The 21,290-nt window shown below is 70.5% G+C and carries 17 protein-coding genes and 1 pseudogene; 6 read left to right on the plus strand and 12 right to left on the minus strand.

Features of this window, described 5'->3' with window-relative positions:
* From ND747_RS27120 to ND747_RS27155, 8 genes and pseudogenes are all read right to left on the minus strand, one after another.
* Nucleotides 1-211 (minus strand): annotated as a pseudogene (locus tag ND747_RS27120) (hypothetical protein); the annotation flags it as partial.
* Entirely contained in the window at nucleotides 205-1,347 is a 1,143-nt protein-coding gene (locus ND747_RS27125; RefSeq protein WP_251737106.1) for a glycosyltransferase family 2 protein, read from the minus strand. The gene ND747_RS27125 and the pseudogene ND747_RS27120, both read right to left, overlap by 7 nt.
* A 36-nt stretch (nucleotides 1,348-1,383) precedes the next feature.
* On the minus strand, nucleotides 1,384-2,544 hold the full coding sequence (locus ND747_RS27130; protein WP_251737107.1) for a cellulase family glycosylhydrolase: 1,161 nt from the start codon (nucleotides 2,542-2,544) through the stop codon (nucleotides 1,384-1,386).
* A gap of 125 nt (nucleotides 2,545-2,669) precedes the next feature.
* Nucleotides 2,670-5,297, minus strand: a complete 2,628-nt coding sequence (locus ND747_RS27135; protein ID WP_251737108.1) for a glycosyltransferase — start codon at nucleotides 5,295-5,297, stop codon at nucleotides 2,670-2,672.
* Between the two features lie 11 nt (nucleotides 5,298-5,308).
* Nucleotides 5,309-6,163, minus strand: coding sequence for a hypothetical protein (locus ND747_RS27140; RefSeq protein WP_251737109.1), 855 nt, complete (start codon nucleotides 6,161-6,163; stop codon nucleotides 5,309-5,311).
* The gene (locus ND747_RS27145) at nucleotides 6,153-8,222 is read right to left on the minus strand and encodes a hypothetical protein (RefSeq protein WP_251737110.1); all 2,070 of its coding nucleotides are present in this window, start codon (nucleotides 8,220-8,222) and stop codon (nucleotides 6,153-6,155) included. Before ND747_RS27145 ends, ND747_RS27140 begins: the two co-directional genes overlap by 11 nt.
* Nucleotides 8,219-9,718 (minus strand): lipopolysaccharide biosynthesis protein, encoded by a 1,500-nt coding sequence (locus ND747_RS27150; protein ID WP_251737111.1) that lies wholly within the window; start codon nucleotides 9,716-9,718, stop codon nucleotides 8,219-8,221. The genes ND747_RS27145 and ND747_RS27150 overlap by 4 nt, the downstream gene beginning before the upstream one ends.
* A gap of 49 nt (nucleotides 9,719-9,767) precedes the next feature.
* Nucleotides 9,768-10,676 (minus strand): glycosyltransferase family 2 protein, encoded by a 909-nt coding sequence (locus ND747_RS27155; RefSeq protein ID WP_251737112.1) that lies wholly within the window; start codon nucleotides 10,674-10,676, stop codon nucleotides 9,768-9,770.
* A 1,458-nt stretch (nucleotides 10,677-12,134) separates the two neighbouring features.
* Here ND747_RS27155 and ND747_RS27160 point away from each other — a divergent pair.
* The 3 genes from ND747_RS27160 (at nucleotide 12,135) to ND747_RS27170 (ending at nucleotide 13,987) form a co-directional block, all read left to right on the plus strand.
* Nucleotides 12,135-12,281, plus strand: a complete 147-nt coding sequence (locus tag ND747_RS27160; protein WP_251737113.1) for a hypothetical protein — start codon at nucleotides 12,135-12,137, stop codon at nucleotides 12,279-12,281.
* A gap of 267 nt (nucleotides 12,282-12,548) precedes the next feature.
* Nucleotides 12,549-13,388 carry a TIGR00730 family Rossman fold protein gene (locus ND747_RS27165; protein ID WP_251737114.1) on the plus strand — a complete coding sequence of 280 codons (840 nt, stop codon included), beginning with the start codon at nucleotides 12,549-12,551 and terminating at the stop codon, nucleotides 13,386-13,388.
* On the plus strand, nucleotides 13,385-13,987 hold the full coding sequence (locus ND747_RS27170; RefSeq protein WP_251737115.1) for a TIGR00730 family Rossman fold protein: 603 nt from the start codon (nucleotides 13,385-13,387) through the stop codon (nucleotides 13,985-13,987). Before ND747_RS27165 ends, ND747_RS27170 begins: the two co-directional genes overlap by 4 nt.
* 75 nt (nucleotides 13,988-14,062) lie before the next feature.
* Here the strand turns inward: ND747_RS27170 and ND747_RS27175 are convergent, their stop codons facing one another.
* Together ND747_RS27175 and folP are read right to left on the minus strand one after the other, a co-directional pair.
* Entirely contained in the window at nucleotides 14,063-15,793 is a 1,731-nt protein-coding gene (locus ND747_RS27175) for an HNH endonuclease signature motif containing protein (protein WP_251737116.1), read from the minus strand.
* A 520-nt stretch (nucleotides 15,794-16,313) separates the two neighbouring features.
* A complete protein-coding gene (gene folP / locus ND747_RS27180) occupies nucleotides 16,314-17,126 on the minus strand; it encodes a dihydropteroate synthase (RefSeq protein ID WP_308204710.1) in 813 nt (270 codons plus the stop codon).
* A gap of 141 nt (nucleotides 17,127-17,267) precedes the next feature.
* Here folP and ND747_RS27185 point away from each other — a divergent pair, with 141 nt between their 5' ends.
* From ND747_RS27185 to ND747_RS27195, 3 genes are all read left to right on the plus strand, one after another.
* A complete protein-coding gene (locus tag ND747_RS27185; protein ID WP_251737118.1) occupies nucleotides 17,268-17,777 on the plus strand; it encodes a DivIVA domain-containing protein in 510 nt (169 codons plus the stop codon).
* 184 nt (nucleotides 17,778-17,961) lie between these two features.
* A complete protein-coding gene (locus ND747_RS27190; protein WP_251737119.1) occupies nucleotides 17,962-18,129 on the plus strand; it encodes a DUF3117 domain-containing protein in 168 nt (55 codons plus the stop codon).
* A gap of 95 nt (nucleotides 18,130-18,224) precedes the next feature.
* Nucleotides 18,225-20,009, plus strand: a complete 1,785-nt coding sequence (locus ND747_RS27195) for a M17 family metallopeptidase (protein ID WP_251737120.1) — start codon at nucleotides 18,225-18,227, stop codon at nucleotides 20,007-20,009.
* 37 nt (nucleotides 20,010-20,046) lie between these two features.
* Here the strand turns inward: ND747_RS27195 and ND747_RS27200 are convergent, their stop codons facing one another.
* Together ND747_RS27200 and ND747_RS27205 are read right to left on the minus strand one after the other, a co-directional pair.
* Complete coding sequence (locus ND747_RS27200) at nucleotides 20,047-20,415, minus strand: hypothetical protein (RefSeq protein ID WP_251737121.1); 369 nt, start codon at nucleotides 20,413-20,415, stop codon at nucleotides 20,047-20,049.
* Between the two features lie 91 nt (nucleotides 20,416-20,506).
* Nucleotides 20,507-21,290, minus strand: a 784-nt coding sequence (locus tag ND747_RS27205; RefSeq protein WP_285901226.1) for a hypothetical protein, incomplete at its 5' end; no start/stop codon positions are given.

Below are 21,290 nucleotides of genomic sequence, written 5' to 3' on the forward strand. Positions count from 1 at the left end.
GGCCGGCGTCCCCGGCCGGCCCGGGCACCGCCAGGTGGCCGGCTTCCCGGACGTCGACCACGTCGACGGGACGCGGCGGCTGGCTCACCTCGCCGGCCACCAGGGTGCCCAGGGGCGTGGTGGGCTGGCGCGGCACGAGGTCGGTCGCCGCGATCGGGCGCGGCGGCGCATCGTCGGTCTTCGGCCCCTCGGGTGGCCGCGCTGTCAACACTGCTGTTTCTCCGTTCGCCGGATCTGTCGTTCGCCGGATCTGTCATTCGCCGGATCTGTCGTTCGCCGACCAGGCGATCCAGTGGCCGGGTGGCCGGGTGGCTGCGTGGCCGCGTGGCTGCATGGCCGGGTTGCGATGGCGGACCAGGGGCGCCCGGATCCGGTGGCCGGGCTCGTCGGGTGCACGCTGCCGCGCAGATAGCCGGCCGTGGTGACGACGAGGCCGGTGATCACCGCCAGCGCCGCGCGGCGACGGCCTGGTGTGCGCAGATAGCCCCGCGTGGCGGCCGGCAGCGTCCGGCGGACGTAGTCGCGTTCGGCCGAAAGCGCGGACTCGCGGCCCACCGTCCGGGTGATCGTTGCCTTGGACAGGCCCTCGGCGTAGCAGCGGCGCCAGAAATATCCGGGCCGGGCCCGGTCGGGGGACACCCGGTGGTGCACCACGGCGCTGGGCTGGTGGATGACGAGCGCGCTCGGCAGGGCCTGGCGCAGGCGGATGCCGAACTCGGTCTCCTCACAGCCCAGGGGCCGACTGCCGATCCGGCCGACCCCCTCGGTGAAGCCGCCGACGAGCTCGAACGCGGACCGGCGAAACGACATCGCCGCGCCGACCGGGTTGCGCACCGCGGCGGGAGTCGTGGGTAGTCCGGAGTGCGTGCAGCCGACCACCCAGTCGAACTCGGCCGGGAACCAGGCGGGCCGAGCATCCTGCGGCCAGGCCGGCACCGCGCTGCCGCCGACCCCCTGGACCTGTGGATCCTCGTACGGCTCGAGCAGGCGCTGCAGCCAGGCGGGTTCGCCGCGGGCATCGTCGTCGAGAAAGACCAGGATGTCCCCGGCGGCCCGGGCAATACCGGTGTTGCGGGCGCCGGAGAGCCCCTTGCCCCGGTTGTTGGGCACCACCCGGGCCTGCTTGCCGAAAGCGGCTCGGGCCCGGGCGAGCAGCGCGTCGTTGTGGTCGATGACGACGACCAGATCATCGGGCTGACGATGCTGTGTGCGCATGCTGTCGATGGCGGTGCCCAGGTCGTCCCACCGCTTTTCGGTGTAGGCGCAGATGATGACGGACACCGTGCCGGACGGGGATTCAACCGGCCGGATATCCGCCGGTTCCGTGGCCTGCTCCGGGTCAAGCATAGGTCACCGTAATTTCTGCTCGCTCGTGGTCTTCGGTCAGCCAGACGGGTTTTCTGATTTTTTCTGCATGGCGGCGAAGAGCGGGTCTTCGGTGGTCGGGAGCACGTCGAGGTTCTGCGTGTCGACGACGTTGTTGAACTGCCAGACGAGATATCCGGACGCGCCCGCCTGGAAGGCGGCCTGCATTTTCGCGGCGATCAGGTCCGCGCGGCGGGAACGGGTGGCGCCGTCGGTGGCGGCGATGCCCGACTCGCCGACGATCAGCGGCTTGTGCAACGTCGCCGCCGTGTTGGCGAAGGAGCAGGCAAGGGGGGCGCCGTCGGTTCGGGCGCACTGCGGCGAGGTGACCGCAGGTAGCGTCCGATCGGCGACGGAACCGGGCATGGCCTCGGTGTCCGAGCCGCGGGTCGCCCAGTCGTGGACCTCGGCGAGGTCGAGGCTGGGCAGGCTGTAGACCGCGGCGAAGTCCGGGCCGCTGGCCCCCGGCGCACCGTTGCTCTGTGTACCAAGCGTGACCAGATGGTGAGGATCGATCGACTTGATGAGGTGGCCGATGTCGTCGGCGAAGCCCACCAACGCGGAGCGGTTCTGGCTGTCCCGGGCCTTCGTCTCCGCCTCGTTCATCATCATCCAGGCGAGAATCGTTGGCTCGTCCCGGTAGTGCTCGACGATCCGGCTGACATAGTCGCGGTAGGAGATGCTGGCATTTCCATACGGCACCTGATATCCCTGCGTGTACCAGGTGTCACCCTGGTAGGCGGACTTGGCTGACCGGTCCGCACTGGTCGTGCAGTCACGCCACTGGTTTTCCAGGACGGGAATGACTCGCATGCCGTTCGCCTGGGCACTTCGAATCACCCGATCCATCCCAGAGAAATCCGTACCGCCCCGGGTGTAGGGCTGGAACGCCCAGAAACGCACCACCGTTGCGCCCGCCCGGTCGCGCATGTAGCGGAAGTCGGCGGTGAGCTCCGCGTCCGTCCGCCGGCTCCACCAGGCGCATTTGTAGTGGGCGGTCGCCGCGGCGTCGAACACGTTGAATCCGACGAAGCGGAAGGGACGCCCGGCAAGCTGCAGCGCCGATCCGGCCCGGGTCACGAACTGATCGGCCGGCGGCGTGCTCGGTGTGGCGGCTCGCGTTCCGCCGCCGCTGTCCGGCCACAGGCAGCCGCCGAGCAGCCCGCATCCAACGACCATCCCGACGACCAACGCGGCCGCACGTCGCCAGGCCAGGGCCCGCCGAGTGCCGGCAGACCGAGTGCCGGCAGACCGGGCCGGTGCCGACCGGTCGGGTCGGCTGGGTCGGCTGGGTCGGTCGCGGCTCACACCGGTGGCCATCTGTCCTCCGGTGCGGGTCGATGTCCGGCGGGCGTGCCGTGGTCCGGACTGGTGGTGTGGTTCGTGCGGGTGGTGGAGCGCGGGCTGGTGGTGCGACGGACAGTGCTGCGGCCGATCAGCAACCGCCGGTAGAGGATGTCGATCGTGTCTGCGACGTTGCTGATGGCGTAGCGTTCGCGCAGCTCGGCGGGCGCTTCTCCCCCCCGAGGGCCGGCCGCCAGGGCGTTGTCCACCGCGGTGGCCAGGGCGGCGCGCTCCGCCGGTGCGTCGAGATGCAGCGGGATCTGGGTCGCGGTGCGCGGGGGGCGGGTGAGTTCGCTGAGGGCCGGGGCCTGCCCGTAGACGACCGGCAGGCCGTTGGCGACGGCCTCGACGACGGCCAGACCGAAGGTCTCGTCGCGGGATGGGCTAACCAGGACGTCGAACGCGCTCAGCACCGCCGGGATGTCGGAGCGGGCGCCGAGGAAGTGGACGGCCTCGGTGACTCCCAGCCACGCGCAGCGCTCGCGCAGCGCGTCGCGTTCGGCGCCGGCACCGACGATGACGAGTTCACGCTCACCCACGGTGAGGCTGGGCGCGACCGCGTCGATCAGGACGTCGAACCGCTTGACCGGGTCGAGTCGACCCACCGCGCCGACGAGGCTGGTGTGGTCGGCCACGCCCAGTTCGGCGCGGACCGATCTGCGCCCGGTGGCGGAGAAGGCCGACGCGTCGACGTCGACGCCGTTCGCGATCACGCTCATCCGGGCCGGGCAGACCCCCCAGTCGGTGAGGCGGCCTGCCGTCGCCGATGACACCGCCACCGTGTGCGTGGCCAGGCGTTCCAGCAGGAGGTAGGCCCGGCGCAGGGTGGGTGTCAACGGCCGGCCCTCGACGGAGTTGCGCATCAGCGAGTGTTCGGTGGAGACGACCACGGGAACGCGGGCCAGGCGAGCCGCGGGCAGCCCCCACAGCTGTGCGGCCAGCAGATGCACGTGGACGACGTCCGGGCGCAGCTGGTGGAGCCGACGAGCCAGCCGCAGGGGAGCCGCGGCCCGACGCCAGCCGTCCATGCCGAGCACCTGGACCCGGTGACCGGCGGCCTGCAGCTCGTCGGCGATCACACCTCCGCCGTAGAGACAGATGACCGTCGTCTCGCTGATGCTCTGCCCGACCAGCTGCTGCACCTGTCGTTCGGCGCCGCCGGCGGCAAGTGCCGTGATGACATGTACGACGCGGACGGGCGACTCGTCCGCTGGCCGGGGCGCGCGCCGCCGCCAGCGGCGACCCCGGGCCGTCCGCACCCGCCGGTCGCCATGGTCGGCGGCGTGACTGCCGTGGCTGAGGTCTGTTCCGGGGTGGGCCGCGGCCGGCTTCGCGCCGTCCGCGGCCAGGACGGTTCGGTATACCTGCGCGATGCTGTCGGCGCAGATCTCCCAGGTCGGCAGTTCGGCCGTGCGCGCGCGCGGGCCGGCCGCCGCGGTCAGCAACGCCCCCGCGACCTGCTCGGCGGAGGACTGCGTGGGCAGACCGCCGACGAGGCCGTCAGCGACCAGATCCCCGATCCCCGCGACGTCGAGGCCGACGACGGGAACACCCAGCGCGAGCGCCTCCATCACCGCCACCGGATGTGCCTCGTACTCGGACAGGGCGGCGACGACCGTGGCACACGTCAGCTCCCGGGCCATCGCTTCTCGGTCTCCGGGGGGAACGCTGCGGATCTCGACGGCCGCCTCGACTCCGAGCCGGACGGCGAGAGCGCGCAGCTCCGGTTCGTAGGGCCCGGATCCGAGGATCACCAGATGGGCTTCGGGTAGCTGCCGGCGAGCGGCGGCCAGTGCCACGATGGCCCGGTGATGGCCCTTGTACCGTTCGAGCCGTCCGATGGAGACGATCCGCCCGGGCACGGGTCGCAGGTCCGCCGGGGCCGGCGGCAGGCCACCACCGTTGCGGATCACGCTGAACCGCTCGGGTGCCAGGCCGGTCACCCGGGCGAAGAGGTCGCGTTCGAACCGGCTCACGCCGATCAGATGCGCCGCGTCGCGCAACGGGCCGACCAGCGCCCGCCATTGCAGCGAGCGCATCGACGTGCGGGCGGCGGAGGAGTGCCCACCGGTGTGGAAGGTCACGACGTACGGAATGTCGGCGGCCCTCGCGGCGCGCATCGCGATCAGTGGCACCGCGGTGTGGATGCCCTGGACGTGCACCAGATCCCAGCCTCCATCGCGGATCACCGCGGACAACCCGGGTGCGATGTGGTAGTCACGTTCGGCCGGCCAGGCACGTCGACGCAGGACGGTGAAACCATCGGCCTCCTGCACCCGTGGGCGGCGGCCGCTGCGATCGGTCGCCAGCACGGTCAGCTCGATGTCGTCGAGTCGACCGAGGCGACGTCCGACCTCGTGGACATGCGTCTCCGTGCCGCCCAGATCCGGCAGATAGCGGGCGGTGACCTGCAGTATCTGCCGCGGACGGCCGCCTGCCGTGCTCCCGGTCACCGTGCTCCCGGTCACCGTGCTCCCGGTCACCGTGACGTCGCCCGGCATGGTGCTGGCCGGCGTGACGTCGCCCGGCGTGACGTCGCCCGGCATGGTGCCGCCCGGCGTGGTGCTGGTCGGTGCGTTGGTCGTCATCGCCGTCTCCGTCATCGCGGTGCTCGCGGCGATTGCGCGCCGAGCACGAGGGTTCGCAGGGTGTGGCCACTGGCGGCGTCGACGAGCGTGACCACGACCCGTTGGCCGGCCGGAGTGGGCACTGTTATCGGGGTCGGATGGACGCCGTCGGTGGTGAGGGCGGCCAGGACGAGACGCGGACCGGTCCCGGCATTCACGAACACGCGGTACGGGCCGCCCGAGCGCGTCGAGGAGAGCGTCAGCACAGTGGAGTCGGACGTCGGCGCGACCGCGGACGTCCGCGGCGCGGCGGCCGACAGCGTCAGCGGCGGCCGTTCGGCCCGGTGGGTGGCGCGTACCGACAGGACGAACGCAAGCACCACGATCACTCCCGCCGCGACATAACAGGCGATCGGGGCGAGGTGGCGCCGTGCTGTTGGCAGCAGGGCGCCGCGCACCCGGGCGGGCCACGACCGCGCCGCCACGCCCCACGGTTCGGACGAGCCCTGTGCGCCGGCCTTGGCCGCACGGGCCGAACCACCACGGTGATCGTGCAGCTCGGTGCCGACCAGGACACCCAGCCCGACCAGTCCTGCCCCGACTCCCCAGGAGTGCGCCGTGATCCCACCCGGGAGGTAGTGCAGCGTCAGACCGAGAGCCATCAGGGTGGCCAGCAGCCCGAAGATGCCGACCAGCAGCCCGTCGAGCCGGCCGGCGGCCCGGGTCCGCACGACCGGTTCGATGATCGAAACTGCCGCCGCCGCGACCAGCACCGTGGTGATCGCGGTGGGCGCGGGCACGAGGACCGCCGTGGTCGCCACGACCAACAGCACCAGTCGGGCGACGGTCGTGGGACGCGCCAGAGCGGCGCGTGGCTCACCGGGCACGGAGAGCTCGCACGTCGTAGATGACGATCGATCCGTTGTCATAGATCCGGTGCGCTCCGTTGACCTGGGAGAACTTGTCGAGCGCCGCGACGGCGACCGGGACCTGCCGGTCCTCGCCATCGAGTTCGCCCGACTCGATGTAGACCCCGACATGGGGGAGATCGGTGGCGTCGCGACGGTCGACGATGACGTACGAGAGGTTGGCCCGACGAATCAGTCGGGTGTCGATCCTGGTGTCGGTCGGGCCGAGCAGCACCGGCGAGGCGTCGATGCCGGATCCGACATGGCGCACCGTGTGCTGTCTGCCCACCGCCTCCGCGAGCAGTCCCGAGACCCGGTCGGCGAAGACCTGTTGCCCCGGCGGGACGTTGTCCGCGAGCCATGTGGCGGCGGCGAGACTGTCGGCGTCGACGCTGCGCGGGTCGGCGGAGACCAGGTAAGAACCGGGTACCCGCAGCCAGACCGGTCCCGCGCCGATGATCTCCCCACCGACGAACGCGAGCAGGAAGGCGGTGGTGGCCACGCCCAGCCGGGGCAGCGACGGCCGGCGCAGCGAACCGTCCAGCAGCCAGGCGACCACGAAGCCGACGCCGAGGAAAGCGAACCCGCTGGCCCGGTCCCCGACCTCCGAGGTCGCCGCGGTCAGATGGCCGGCCGGAATCACCGGATACAGCAGGGCGAGCAGGCTGAGGACGACGGCGAGGGCGACCCGGCGCCGAATCCAGACCCGAGCTTTGACCAGGGCCGGGATCAGGCCGGCCAGTACCACCAGAATCGACCCGAACGACGCGTACTGCTGCCATCGTGGGGTGGAGATCCCGCTGGAGTCATGGAACATCTGGTGGGTCTGCTGACCCTTGCTGAGCTTCGCGATATCGCCGGCCGACCCCTCGTAGATCCCCATCAGGTAGCTGCCGAGGGTGTTGCCGGGCCGGAAGGAGGCGGCGAGCAGGACAACCGTGCCGATCAGCCCCAGCACGGCCAACGCCGGCGCGGACGTGCGGGGGCGCCGGTCCCGGCGGTGCAGCAGCAGGGTCAGGCTCAGCCACACCCATACCGCCGCGACCAGCAGCATCGACGTGAGATGGTGGGAGAAGACCACCGTGACCAGACTCGCGCACGGCAGCAGCAGCGAACGCAGCAGCGGTCGGAGCGAACCGACCCGCCACCAGCCCCGACGGGTGCCGGGACCGACCGCCAGGGCTATGGTCCCCGCGTCCCCCGCGTCCCCCGCGTCCCCGAGGACGGGCCCCACCGGCTCGCCCGGCAGCCGGCGTGTGAGCACCAGGTAGACGGTGAACACCGCCAGTGGCAGGGCGAGAGTCTGGTAGGAGAACTGCCCGTTGAAGAAGATGAACTGCGGGTTGCAGACGTAGACGAGGCTGGCGACACAGCCGGCGCGGGTCGAGCCGGTCAGCTCCCGCACGATGCCGATGATCGAACCGGACAGCAGCAGCCGGGCCAGGACCAGCACGACGGCCGCCGCCGTGTGGGAGGACAGCCCGGTCAGTTCGTGCATGCCATCGGTCACCACCTCGAGGCCCGGGTAGTACGGGGTGACCGGAAGCAGCGAGTTCGGCGTGAACAGGTGGTGGCTGTCCTGGATGTGGTGCAGCACCGCCTCGTGCACGAGCTCGTCGTGGAACATGAAACGTGTGGGGTAGAGCACGGTCCGGCTCACCTGCAGCGCCAGCGGCAGCGCCAGCGAGAGCGCGACGCGTTCACGCAGGCCGGTGTGCGCGGCCAGGATGCGGGCCGCCGCCGGCAGGAAAATGATGGCCAGCGCCACCCAGTACAGGGACTCGGTGGTCGCTTGGTCCTGCCCGGTGCGACCGCGGATCACGCAGTAGCTGAGCAGCAGCAGGCCGAGCGACATCATCAGCACGATCGGCCCGGTCAGGTTCCGCCGGGAACGGATCGGGAGGCTCGCGGCGGACGCCGTGCGCAGGGACAGCGCGAGCGTCGCCGGCTCTGGTGACCCGATGGCCTCCGCGCGGGCGTCCGGACGGGTCCCGTTCGGTGGCGTGATCGGCGTGGACTGCTGATCGATCAACGTCACGTCCGGCCTCCGGCGAACGCCTCGCTGGGCTGTCCGGACGCGGTCACTTCCGTCGCCTTCTGGCTGACGGCGACGGCCCGGTCCGCGGGCGTCAGGTCGCGGTGCGCGCGCCACAACGGCCGGGCCAACAGGACGGCTTCGACGGTGAGCGCCAGCAACCAGCCCGCACTCAGCCCGGCGGTGCCGCCCAGATGCGCGCCGACGGCCGCCGCCACGAGCTCGACGAGACCGCCGACGCAGCACACGGCCGCGGCGGGTCCGGTCCGGCCCTGCACCCGGCGCAGAGCCACGTAATGATCCTTGATGACGAAGGCCAGGCCCGCGAGAACGAAAATACGCAGCGTGCCGAGCCCGGCGGTGGCGTAGTCGTGGCCGAAGCCGGCGAGGATCAGCCCGCCGCCCAGGTAGAGCACCCCGTCCGCGGCCAGGCTCGCGGCGAGACCGAGCGGAATGGTGGTGCGCATCCGCCGTACGACAAGGTCCGGGTCGCCGTCGGCGGCGGCGAACAGGCCGATGGTGATGCTGTAGGGCAGAACGAACACGAAGCCCGCGATGAGCTGCACGATGGAGAAGTAGCCGTTGCGCTCCGCCGAGATGGTGAGCGTCACGATCACCGGCAGCAGCTGCATCGGCGCCAACAGGACAAGGTTGAGCACGTGATGGCTGACCGCGCGCCGGGCCAGCCCGCGCAGAATCGACAGATCGACCAGCGGCGAAGGCCGTCCGGTCGTCCCGGCTGCGGGCGCCGCTGTCGGATCTGCCGCTGCCGCTGCCGCTGCCGCTGCCGCTGCTCCTGCTGCCGTGGGCGGGGAGGCGGCGGGAAATCCGCGTCCGGTGCGAGGGCGCGCGTCGCTGCGCGAGCGTACCCGCCAGCCGAGAATCAGCAGGGAGACGAGGTTGCCGATCGTCCATGACAGGAAGATCGCCATGCCGGTGCTGTGTCCGGTGCGGGAGAGCACCAGCAGGATTACGATCTTGATGCTGCTGGCGATCGTGTTGCGTTCGAACTGCAGCCCGCCATCACCCAGGGCAAGGACTGCCTGGTCCAGCACAAGGGTCAGGCCGGTCAGGGCGACCCCGACGACAAAGCCCAGCCCGGTCCACGGCGAAGAACTGATCGGACGCAGGTTGTCGGCTGGAACGAGGTGCACGCCGACCGCAACCACCAGGGCCAACAGGCCACTGCCGGCTCCCGCGACGAGCAGCGCCGCGCGCAGGAGCCGGCCACGCACCGCTCGGTCGGTCCGCGGCAGCTCGGCGATCAGCAGGGTGCCGAGCCCGAACATCCCCAGCGTGCCGAGCATCGTCATCAGGGAGACAGCGGCGCCGGCCACCCCGACCGCGTCGACGCTGAACCGGCGAGCTGCCAACGTCCAGTAGACGAAACCCAGCAGGCTCGTCACTGCCTGGGTGGCCACCAGACTGGCGCTGATCGTCGCCACCCGGTCGAGCCCGGGCAGGCGCCATCGCCGGCTCGCGCCACGTGCGGAGCTCACAATCCGCCGTCCATCCGGGCAGGTGAAAACCGTTGTCCGCGCTGGTTCATCAGGCCGGCGTGCCTTCCGACAGCGGAAAAGCGGGCGCGTTCGGCGCGCTCGTGGGCAGCACCGGTACAGCCGCCGGCTTGGCTGGTACCGCCGCCGGCTTGGCTGGCACCGCGGACTGGGGCGAGGCTGCTGCCGGCTGGGTGGGAATTGCGGGCAGGCCCGTCGGGCGGGCGGCTTGGCGGGCGACCAGGCGGGTCGCCCGGGGAGCGCCGGCGGCCTGTCCACGCCGGCTCGCCTGGTATTCCACGGCGATGGTGCGCAGCACCCGCAGGCCGTCGGAGACTGCGTTGAGGTTGCTGCGCCCGTGCAGGCGGGTCGACTCGTAGGACGGAACTTCCGCGATGCGCAGGCCACTCGCCTGAGCCCGAATGTTAATCATGGTTTCGACCTCGAACCCGTCACCCCAGAAGCGTTCCTGCGATGACTCGTCGGGACTGCCCTGATCGAGTCCGAGGACCGGAAGAATGCGGGTCCAGAATGCGTTGTAGCCATAGCACAGGTCGGTGAACGCACTCTTGTGTGCCCAGTTGGTGAGCCTGTTGAGAGCCTGGTTACCGAGCGCCCGGACCCGGGTGATGTCGCTGGAACCGCCGCCGGAGATGAATCGGCTGCCCTTGACGTAGTCCGCTCCCGCTTCGAGCGCGGCAACGAAGTAGGGAATTTCTCCCGGATCCATCGAGCCATCGGCGTCGATCATGACGATCAGGTCGCCGGCGGCCGCATGGAAGCCGCAGGCAAGCGCGTTGCCCTTGCCGCGACGGGTCTGGGTGAGGACTCGGACCTGCGGCCACAGCTCGCGCGCGACCGAAATCGTGTCATCGACGGACCGGCCGTCCACCAGGATCAGCTCGTGGACCCCGGCCGGCATCCGCCGGGCGAGCCACGGGAGGTTGCGCGCCTCGTTCATGGCTGGGATGACGACGGAGACCCGAGGTCCTGAGCGCCGAAGGTGGACACGGGGCGCGGGATGTAGGATCTTCAGGCCCTCCAGATCGGGGTCAGATGTATCGACCTGTTCACCTGTGTTTCCTTGTTGCATCGAGGTTCCCCCTGCGCTGCGGTAGCTCGTTGTCTGTGACCTCATGTGGATCGGTGGCCGCCCGGCCGTGAAAGAGCCGGAGCACCGAAGACCCGAGGAGTTGCCATCAATCCCGGTCACGAATGCTGGTTGGGCAGGGAGCTCGGCTGATGCCGCCTTGCCGTGTTCAGCTGCGCGTGCGGTGATACGGAGAGGAGGAACCTTCACCGCCCGGGCGCACGCCGACAGAACCTGGTGGGCACCTGCTTGTCGGCGCGCGAAGACTCGGTCTGACATGCCCACCCCAAGGACGGACCGCTGCCTGGGTGGTGAACAAGTCCCGGCATGCTGTGTCAGCCCTCTTCCGGGCAGCTGAAAAACCGCTGGGCACCCGTCATGCCTGACCAAAGCGAAGAAGCCGACGCCTCGGACGCCCAGCATCGGCCGAGCCGAATGTCGACGTGAATGTGGTGCGCCTCTGGCGCGGAGCTGCTGGCCGGATTCCGGTGGCAGCCCGCATGAGACAATCGGTTATCGCCGATGGATGCGCACTATATGGATTCCCCCCCGGGATCTGGTTGCATGCCCATCTCTCCCCTGTGCCCAGTAAATCGGGCCTCGTGGGAAGTGTCAAGCCGAATCGAGAAATTGCCGACCTGGCTCGGTTGACCTGGATCTGCGGTCAACGAAACCTCTTCGCGGGGCGCCCCGGCGCTTCGTCTCGGGCGATGTGATCCCAGAATGTCCGATAGGGGTTGCTTTGGAGTGGGGCAAGTAACGTAATGTTAAATTAGATTACATGAAGTAATGTTGGTGATGTGGGCCACATTGCAGAATTGGTGTCGTGTTGAGTGACGATGGCGGAGGTGGGTGCCGAGCGGCTGGCAGATGAACGGCTTCTTACCGGGCGGATGGCCTCTTGCGAGGGGGCGACAGATTGGTACCTCTTTGCCCATGGCGTGCTTAGCCGTCAGCCTGTGTGGATGCGCCGGGTGGAGTCGCGCAGGCCGGGTGGAGCCGCGCAAGAAGGAAGGGTCACCGGGACCGACTCCGCTCGGAGACGTGGGGCCGCCTGGCAATGTCGTCGCGCTCGGGTCGCCGCCGCGTACGCAGAGTTAAGAAGGTGTGGTCGGCGGGTCCCGGAATCCGAGGCCGGGCAGAATGTGCTGCAGCCACATTGCAGCCACATTGCGGCCGGTTGGATGCCAGCGAATAGCCAGCGGGTCAGAATGCTCCGGTCGTCGCGGGCTGGTTGCCGAAGATGCCGCCCACCCGGCGGTTCGCCGGGACTGCCGTCCGTCATTGGTGGAGATGGCGGACGCGGTCCGAACGCCATCGTGCATCGGCATGACGCGGGCGGGTACCGGATTCGTGGCGGGTGCCCGCTCTGCGGCCCGGGCGCCACCGGCGGCGTCCGTCGAGCCGAATCGCCTCGGCGGCGACATCGCCGGGACCGGCGGGCGGCTCGGCGAGCACGCCATCCACCGGGCGTGATGTGCATCGGCATCAGTGGGTTCCGTTGGGCGGACCCGCCTGGCCGCCCAGGTCGTGGCCTATGGTGCCGGGGTGACAGGGCCAGAGAATCCGCAGTCGCCTTCCTCGCGATCTGATGTCCCATCAGCTGTCCCATCAGCGCAGAACGTCCCGCCAGACCTCCCGTCCGCGAGTGCTCCGCCGGAGCACAGCCCGGCGACGGGGGCCCTGCCCATGGCTGACATGGCGGCAGACAATCCGTCGGTGGGGGACCCGGTTGTTAGCCCGATGGTGGTGGCCGCGGGGATGTCGGGGGGGCGGGAGCGGCGGTATCCGCCGCCGGAGCAGATCCGGGGGCCGGTGGTGGCTCGGCGAGGGCAGGTCGAGCGCTCGACGACCGATCAGCGCCTGCTCGACACCCGCAGTCCGTCCGGGTTCGTGCATGCCGATCCGTGGCGGGTGCTGCGCATCCAGAGCGAGTTCGTCGAGGGATTCGGTCTGCTGGCCGAACTGCCGCGGGCGGTCACGGTCTTCGGGTCGGCGCGGATCCGTTCGGAGGATCCGGTCTACGAGCTCGGCCAGCGGCTCGGCGCGGCGCTCGCCCGGGCCGGCTTCGCTGTCATCACCGGTGGTGGCCCGGGGGTGATGGAGGCCGTGAACCGCGGTGCGCAGGAGGCCGGCGGGTTGTCGGTGGGGCTCGGCATCGAGCTGCCATACGAGCAGCGGCTCAACGACTGGGTCGACCTCGGCGTCAGCTTCCGCTATTTCTTTGTCCGTAAGACGATGTTCGTCAAGTATGCAGAGGCGTTTGTCATCCTGCCCGGGGGGCTCGGCACCCTCGACGAGCTGTTCGAGGCGCTCACCCTCGTGCAGACCGGCAAGGTCACCCGCTTCCCGGTCGTCCTGGTCGGCTCCGACTACTGGTCGGGCCTGCTCGGCTGGCTGCGTTCGACGGTGCTTGCCGCTGGGCTGATCAAGGAGGCGGACCTGCACATGATGTCGGTGACCGACGATGTGGACGAGGCCGTGCGGATCGTCGTCACGGGCACCTCCGGCACCGGTCATGGCGTTCCCGAGACAGGTCATGGCGTTCCCGAGGCAGGGCCGGGGGAGGACGGGCAGCGGTGAACGTGTGTGTGTACTGCGCGTCGTCGTCACAGATCGACCCGGTCCACGTGGAGCTTGCGGCCGAGACGGGGGCGGCGATCGCGCGCCGCGGTCACACGCTTGTCTCCGGCGGTGGGGCGGTGTCGTGCATGGGCGCGGTGGCACGTGCGGCCCGGACCGGCGGGGCACGCACGATCGGGATCATCCCGGCAGCCCTGGACGCGTTGGAGGTGACCGACACCGACTCCGACGAGCTGATCGTCACCGCGACGATGCGCGAGCGCAAGGGCCTGATGGACGACCGGGCCGACGCCTTCCTCGCGCTGCCCGGTGGCCTCGGTACCCTCGAGGAGCTGTTGGAGATCTGGGTGGCGCGGGTGCTGGGCCTGCATGTCAAGCCGGTCGTCATCCTCGACCCGACCGGCGTGTTCATGCAGCTGCGCGCGCTCGTCGACTCGTTGGTCGCGGGCGGCTTCGTGCGCCCCGCTGCTCGCGACACCGTGCGCTGGGCGAGCGGCGTGGAAGAAGCGTTTGACCTCCTGGAGGCCGGTGTGGCCGCGCGGGGGCCGGCCGGCACCGTGCCGACACCCACCGTGGACGAGATCGTCGAAGGCGAGTAGGTGGGCCCGCACCGGCATCCCGGCCTGGCGTCGCGATGCCAGGCCGGGACCACGAGTCGCCCTGAACCCGCCGGCCTAACGGAAGATCCCGTTGAAGAGATCCGGCGGAGGCTGGCTATAAGGATTTCGGCGGGGGCGTTGCAGCGGATCGACATGGCGGGGCGGAACGAACGTGGGCCTTCGATCCCCCGAAACGACGATCTTCCAGTCTTCTTGATGCACTTGATGATGATGCTGGCCGCACAGTAGCACTGTGTTGTCCAACTTTGTCTCGCCGCCGTCGAGCCATGGGCGGATATGATGTGCATCCGTCCAGGAGGGCGGCCGATCGCAGTTTGGGAAGCAGCATCCGCGGTCCCGAATAATCAGCGAGCGGCGAATGTGTGGGGGGACTATCCGCTTTGCGCGTCCGACATCAAGAGGAACCCCGTTCGGGTCGAGAACAATCCGGCTGACCACCGCGTCGCAGGCAATCCGGCGTAGGGTCGCGCGGGACAGGGGTAGACCCCAGTTCGTCATCGCGGGCTCGGACCCGTCGTTGATCAGCGTATTCCAGGGAATCACGACCATCAGATGCGGCCGGGTACCTCCCGCGGATGGCACGACGTCCGAGGACAGAGCCCGGCGGACCAGCTCGACGAGGGCGTCGGCGCGGCGACGGGTGGGGCTGCGGGAATCGCGGGTTCCGTCCTGGGCGGGCAGCGGTGCGGAGAGGGTATCCAGAGCGGTGCGCAGCAACGCGGCGCTTTCGGCGTCAAGTTCCCCTTGGATCATCGTGGTGCCCTGGGCGGTGTCGGAGAACGTCAGCGAACGCACCGCCTGTGGATCCAGCCGCCCAGTGCTGTTGCTGTCGCCGGAGCTTTCGGTACCACCGCTGCCACCCTTGGCATCGCCGCCGTCGTCATCGGGATCGGCGCGCCGGCTCTTACCGCGACGGGGGCGATCACCGGTGCGACTGTCCTCGTCGGGATCGTCGCCGCCGGGGGAACGATCGACCGTGGTGAGCTGCTCGCGGATCTGGCAGCCAAGCTGGCGTAGCTGGAAGCGGTCCATCTGGCGGGCGTACACCAGCAGATACTTCTCGGCGTTGACCCGCTCGGCCTCGCTGGCTTCCGGGGGTAGTGCATGCAGTGCCTGCAGGATTACCTCGGCCTGCTCGGGGCCGATCCGCCCCTGGGCAAGGGCCGCCTCGACCGCGCGGAACGGCCCCGCACCGAGCTCCTGGGCCAACCTGATCCGCTTACGGGCATCGCCGGGCGCCAGCTGCATCTGGTCCCGCATCCAACTCGCGAGATCGTTCGCACGCTGGCTGGCAGCGAATCCCCGGGACTGGGCTTCTGTGATCGCCCGGCCACGAGCCGCGACCAGCTGTCCCTCCACCTCGCGCAAACCATGCAGCACGTCAGCGACGTCCTCGTTCGACCACCGCCATGTCCGGGCTGACAACAGGCTCGCCACCGCCTCGCCCAACATCACCATCAGCGCTGTCGCATCGCGCCCTACGGCACCATCCGGCTCTGTCGGACAATCGGCCGACCGGCCGTTCTCCTCGCCGGCCGACCTGGCATCGCTGATTGCGGAAAAATCATTCTGGTTCCCTGTGGCGAAACCATGAGTGGCGTCGAGAAGGGAATCGCCGTCGCGTCCGAAAGGGAAACTCGCAGCCCCGTCTCCTCGCGGCTCGGTGAACGAACAGCCAGCCTGGCCGGAAAGCGCATGATCGGTCGGCGGATCAAGGCCAACCGTATCTCCGGATCGAAATGACATGATCAGAGCATAGCTCGCCCGAATCTTGCTGTCGAACACCTGTTTGGATCAGTGGAAAGGTAGTCCTGTGGGCGGTGCGCCCCCCAAACGGACTATGAACGGTTGCGGCAGGACGCGGAACCGTCGAGCGGCCTGTGGAAAACATGCGTGCCGAACCGTTCTCGGAGGTAGAGTCATCTGCATGGCGTTCGCACACAGCGCATGCTCGGTGATTCCGCGTGCGTCGCACGCTCGGCGGAAAGTGCGGGTGCCGAGTCCGAACCGGTCCTGTCCGCGTGTCCCTCCGCGGGGGCGCTTTTCTACGGGGCGTCCCCGCCGGGCAGCATCCCCACCGCAGGACGCGGATGGCTGGCGGTAGGGCCGTTTGTCGCCGCGCTCAGACGGTGCAGGGCCGATCGGCGACGAGCCTGGCCGGCATCATCGCGGGGCCTGGGCCTGGGCCTGGGCCTGGGCCTGGGCCTGGGCGAAAGCGAGGGAGGATGGGTCGGTGGCGTAGAGCAGAGGGAGCGGAACGGGCCGGCGCCGTGGGCAGGTCGGTAGCGGACGAGAGACTGGGTGTTCAGACGACGCCGCGGCGGGCGACGGCGAGGTCGGTGTCGCCCCGGATCGCCGAGACCATCCGCAGCGCGCGGACCGTCGCCGCGACCTGGTGGGCCCGAAAGACCCGGGCACCGAGCCAGGCGCTGACCGCGGTGGCGGCGAGCGTGCCCTCGAGGCGTTCGTCGACGCCGGTGTCCAGGGTTTCGCCGACGAAGTCCTTGTTCGACATGGCGACGAGCACGGGCCATCCGGTGGCGGCCATTTCGGGCAGGCGTCGGGTCGCCTCGAGGGAATGGCGGCTGTTCTTGCCGAAGTCATGCCCGGGGTCCACGAGGATCGCATCGGGGCGGACCCCCAGGGCCACCGCACGCTCGGCGAGTCCCACAGTGGTCGTGATGATGTCGGCAACCACGTCGTCATAGGTCGTTCGGTGCGGGCGGGTGCGTGGTGGCAGATGTCCGGCATGGGTGCACACGAGGCCGACGTCATGGTTGGCGGCGACCTCGGCGAGGTCCGGGTCGACCCCGCCCCATGCGTCGTTGAGCAGGTCGGCTCCCTCGCCGGCGACGACCCGGCCGACCTCGGCCCGCCAGGTGTCGACGCTGATCACCACATCCGGGTGCCGGGACCGGATCGCCCCGACGAACCCGCCGATCCGACGCAGTTCCTCGGCGGCGTCGACCTCCTCGCCGGGCGCCGCCTTCACCCCGCCGACGTCGATGATTCCCGCCCCGTCGGAGACCGCCCGGTCGACGGCGGCGAGGGCCTCGGCCGCACCGTAGGTCGCGCCGCGATCGAAGAACGAGTCCGGCGTGCGGTTCACGATCGCCATGACGACGAGTTCGCTCGGCCCGAACGTACGCTGCCCCAGCCGCAACGGTGCCTGGCGCCGTTGCTCAGCAGAGGTGGAGCTCGGATCCGGGGTGGCGGGGACGGCGTCCATCCGGCCAGCCTGCCAGATCGGGCAGATCAGGTGGGGTGCACGCCGACGGGCGACGGCCGTCGTGGCACGATCGAGAGCGTGGTGCTCGCCGTCGAGATCGTCATTGTCATCGCCGTCGTGTTCACCGTGGCTGCTCTGGCCGTCGGGCGATTCGACCGGATGGACCCGGCCGTGCCCGACAGCTCCTCGGTCGGGCTGCCTCAGAGTGGCGCCGTCACGGCCGCCGATGTCGCGCGCACCCGGTTCGCGGTGGCGCTGCGTGGCTACCACATGGCCGAGGTCGACGCGGTTCTGCTGCGTCTGGCCGAGGAGCTGTCCTGGCGCGACGACGAAATCGCCCGCCGCGACGAGGAACTCGTCCGTCTCGCCTCCTTCGCCCGGATCGGGACGACACAGGACGTGCCTGCTACCCCCGCCACCCCCAGCACCGCCGACACGCGCAGCACGGTCAGTGCTCGCAGCGCGTCCGGCCTCCGCGGCGGGTCCGACAGCGCGAACGAGTCACGCGACGATCCATCGCCCTCCGAAGTCGATCAGTAACGTAAAGTTCATGCAAGTGATGTGATCGCGGTCGGCTACCCGACCCTCGACACCGGATGCCCACCTTGTGACGCCGACACCGGCGACCGTTGTGATTGCGCGGGGAGACGTGTTTCGGTTTGCGGTCAGGTCTACGGGATAATCGACGTCAGACGCAGGTCCGACGGCAGGAAGAGGTGCACCGATGGCGGCCATGAAGCCGCGGACGGGTGACGGTCCGCTCGAGGTGACCAAGGAGGGGCGCGGCATCGTCATGCGTGTCCCGCTGGAGGGGGGCGGTCGGCTCGTTGTGGAACTCACCGCCGATGAGGCAGGTGCGTTGGGGGACGCGCTCAAGACCGTGGTCAGCTAGCTCACGCGACACCGCGCCACGCCGTGGCGAGGAGCAGCCGGTGTCGAGAAGGGTCCGTCCCATGACTGGGCACGTCGCATGACCGGGCAGCTCGTATGACCGGGTCCGCCGTGGCGGGGCCGGGGACGTCGGTCTCGCCGGTCGGCGAGTTCACCGCGCCGCTTCCCAGCGTCGTGCTGGGCTCCGGGCCGGTCGTGGACGTCGGGGCTGCGGCCGTCGCTGTCGTGGTGGCCGCGGGGGCGGACGGGCCGCGGTTCGACGACGCCGCCGGGCGGGCCGCGGGTGATCTCGGTATCCGCCTGGACGTGTTGATCGAGTCCGAGTCGCTGCGCGGGGACGCGGGTTCGATGCTGGCCGTGCCCCGCACCGCCGCGCCCGGGGAACCGGGCGACGCAGTTGATCGGCCGCGGCGCCTGCTCGTGGTGGGTGTGGGCAAAGGTCGTCCGGCGGACTGGCGCGCGGCCGGCGCTGCGCTGGCTCGTCGGTCGGGATCAGTGGGTCGCGTTGCCCTGGTCGCGGGCTCCGAGCTGACGTCCGGCGGGCTGCGTGCGTTCGCCGAAGGGCTGGCGCTCGGCGCCTATCGCATCGCCGGTCTGCTGGATCGGCTCGCTGCGCCCGAGGACATCCCCGCCGCGGCGGCTCCCGCGGATGTGCCCGGTGGTGCCGCGGTGGACGGTGGTGCCGCGGTGCCCGGTGGTGCCGCGGTGGACGGTGGTGCCGCGGTGGACGGTGATGGCCCTGCCAACGACAGCGGGGGGCTCCGCGAGGTCGTCGTGTTCGGCGATGGTCTCGCGGACGACCCCGCGGTCCGGGCGGGGCTACGGGCCGCGCAGACGGTGGGGACGGCCGTGTGCCTCGCGCGCGATCTGGTGAACACGCCGAGCCTGCTGAAATCGCCGCAGTGGCTGGCCGAGCGCGCCGTGCGGATCGCCACCGCCGCCGGGCTGTCCGCCCACGTGCTCGGGCCGGACCAGCTCGCCGAGCAGGGCTTCGGCGGCCTGTGCGCCGTCGGGCGAGGCTCGCCGCGTCCGCCTTACCTCGTAAGGATCGAGTACACCGGGCCGGCGGGCCCACCCACCGGTGGCGCCGGCGGCACCAGCGACCCGGACCGCGCGGTCCGGGCGCCGGGGCACCGGGTTCTTGTCGGTAAGGGCATCACGTTCGACTCCGGTGGCCTGTCGCTCAAGCCGGCCGTCTCGATGATCGCGATGAAGACCGACATGGCGGGTGCCGCCGCCGTCCTCGGCGCGATGACCGCGTTGCCGGCGCTGGGTGTTGCGGGCCGGGTCACCGGGCTGCTGTGTCTCGCCGAGAACATGATCGGTGCCGAGGCGATGCGGCCCGGGGACGTCATCACCTGCTGGGGCGGAACGACCGTCGAGGTGCTCAACACCGACGCCGAGGGCCGCCTGGTGCTCGCCGACGGGCTCGCCTACGCGACCGGCGAGCTCGGTGCGGACGTCCTCGTGGATCTGGCCACGCTCACCGGCGCGGTGTCCGTCGCCCTCGGGCGGCGCACCGCCGGCCTGTTCAGCTCCGACGACGCGCTTGCCGCCGCGGTGTCCGACGCCGCTGACACCGTCGGCGAGCAGGTGTGGCGCCTGCCGCTGACCGACGAGTACCGCCCCGCGCTCGACTCCACCGTCGCGGACCTCACGAACATGGGCCGGGCCCTTGATGTGGGCGCCGGATCGATCATCGCCGCGTTGTTCCTGCGCGAGTTCGTCGGCGCCGTCCCCTGGGCGCATCTGGACATTGCCGGCGCCGCCCGGTCCGACTCCGATGACGGCGAGATCAGCCGCGGCGGCACCGGTTGGGGCGTGCGCACCCTGCTCGCCTGGCTCGCGGCACCCTCGGCGGAACCCGCGACCGCCGAGTGAACGGCGCGTCCGCCGTCTCGAGGCGGCCGCGGACGCCTCAGGTGGCGGTGGACGGGGCAGACAGCGCAGCCAGCTGGGCGCGAGCCCAGCGGAGGCTGTCGTGCTCGGCCATCACGGCCGGCCAGCCGGCGAGCGCCGCCTCGATCGCCGGCCGGTCAGCGACCGCGAGGATCTCCACCCGCAGGGCGCTGACGTCCGCCTGGTCGACGTCGAGCTGGTCGAGGTAGCGCGCGAGGATCCCGCCGGGATGGGGCTCACGGACGGCGTAGATCTCGCCGGTGTCCGCCACCCAGTTCAGTCGGTAGGTGCTGTGGCTGTCCCGATGGTCCGTCCAGCCGTCGCCGAACGGGACCTCCTCCGAGGACTGCCGCCGCGGGTCCGTCCGGTAGAACGCGTGAATGTCCATGCCGCCATCCTGTCCCACGCCATCGCACCGGTGGTAGCCGGAGGGCAGCGCACCTTCAGGCGGGCCGGGAACCTCAGCCGGGCCGGGAACCTCAGCCAGGCAGGGAAAGCTGCGCCAGGGCTGTTCGGTAGGCCTGGGCCTGCGCATCGGTCAGTACCAGGGATACCCGCAGGACGATGCCGGTCCGCCGGTAGACGTGTTCGGTCACCAGATCGTGCTCTGCGGTGACGGTGAGCAGTGCACGGGCGCGGCGCTGGGCGGAGGTCGCATCCGGGAACACCTCGATCGCCCCGCCGCGCTCGATGGCACCCGTGGGAGCGCCCTGGACCTCGTTCGCGCCGACCCGCGGATCGCGGAACGCCACCCGGCTCGTGTATCCGCCGGTCGTGCCCAGCAGATGATCGGGATCGGTGGCGCCGGTGTAGACCACGGTGGTGCGCAGCGGCAGGCCCGCCGCCTGGAGTCTGATCGCGATCTGCTCGGCGGTCAGGCCGCCGACGCTCTGCCCCCCTGCGACGTCGCCGGTCGAGCTGGTCGCGGCGCCCGGGGGAGTGGTCGAGCCCGGCCCGGTGCCCAGGGGTGGTGCGGTGCCCGTGGTCGGGGTGACCCCCGCGGTGGCGCTCGGGTCGGCCGGTGCGCCGGCATGCTCACGATGGGACGGTCCGACCAGGCGGTTGAGCACGTACCCGGCGGCGCCGGCGAGCAGGGCTACCACCAGAACGATCACGACATACGGCAGGAGGCTCTCCCGGTCACCGCCCGCCGGGCCACCGGTGCTCGCGCCCACGACATCGCGTCCGCCCGGCCCCTCGCGTCCGCCGAGGGTGTCCCGTCCGCCGAGGGTGCCGCGTCCGGGCGTGACAGCGCCGCTGGCC

It is taken from the genome of Frankia sp. R82, from assembly GCF_023716925.1.
Taxonomy (GTDB): domain Bacteria; phylum Actinomycetota; class Actinomycetes; order Frankiales; family Frankiaceae; genus Frankia.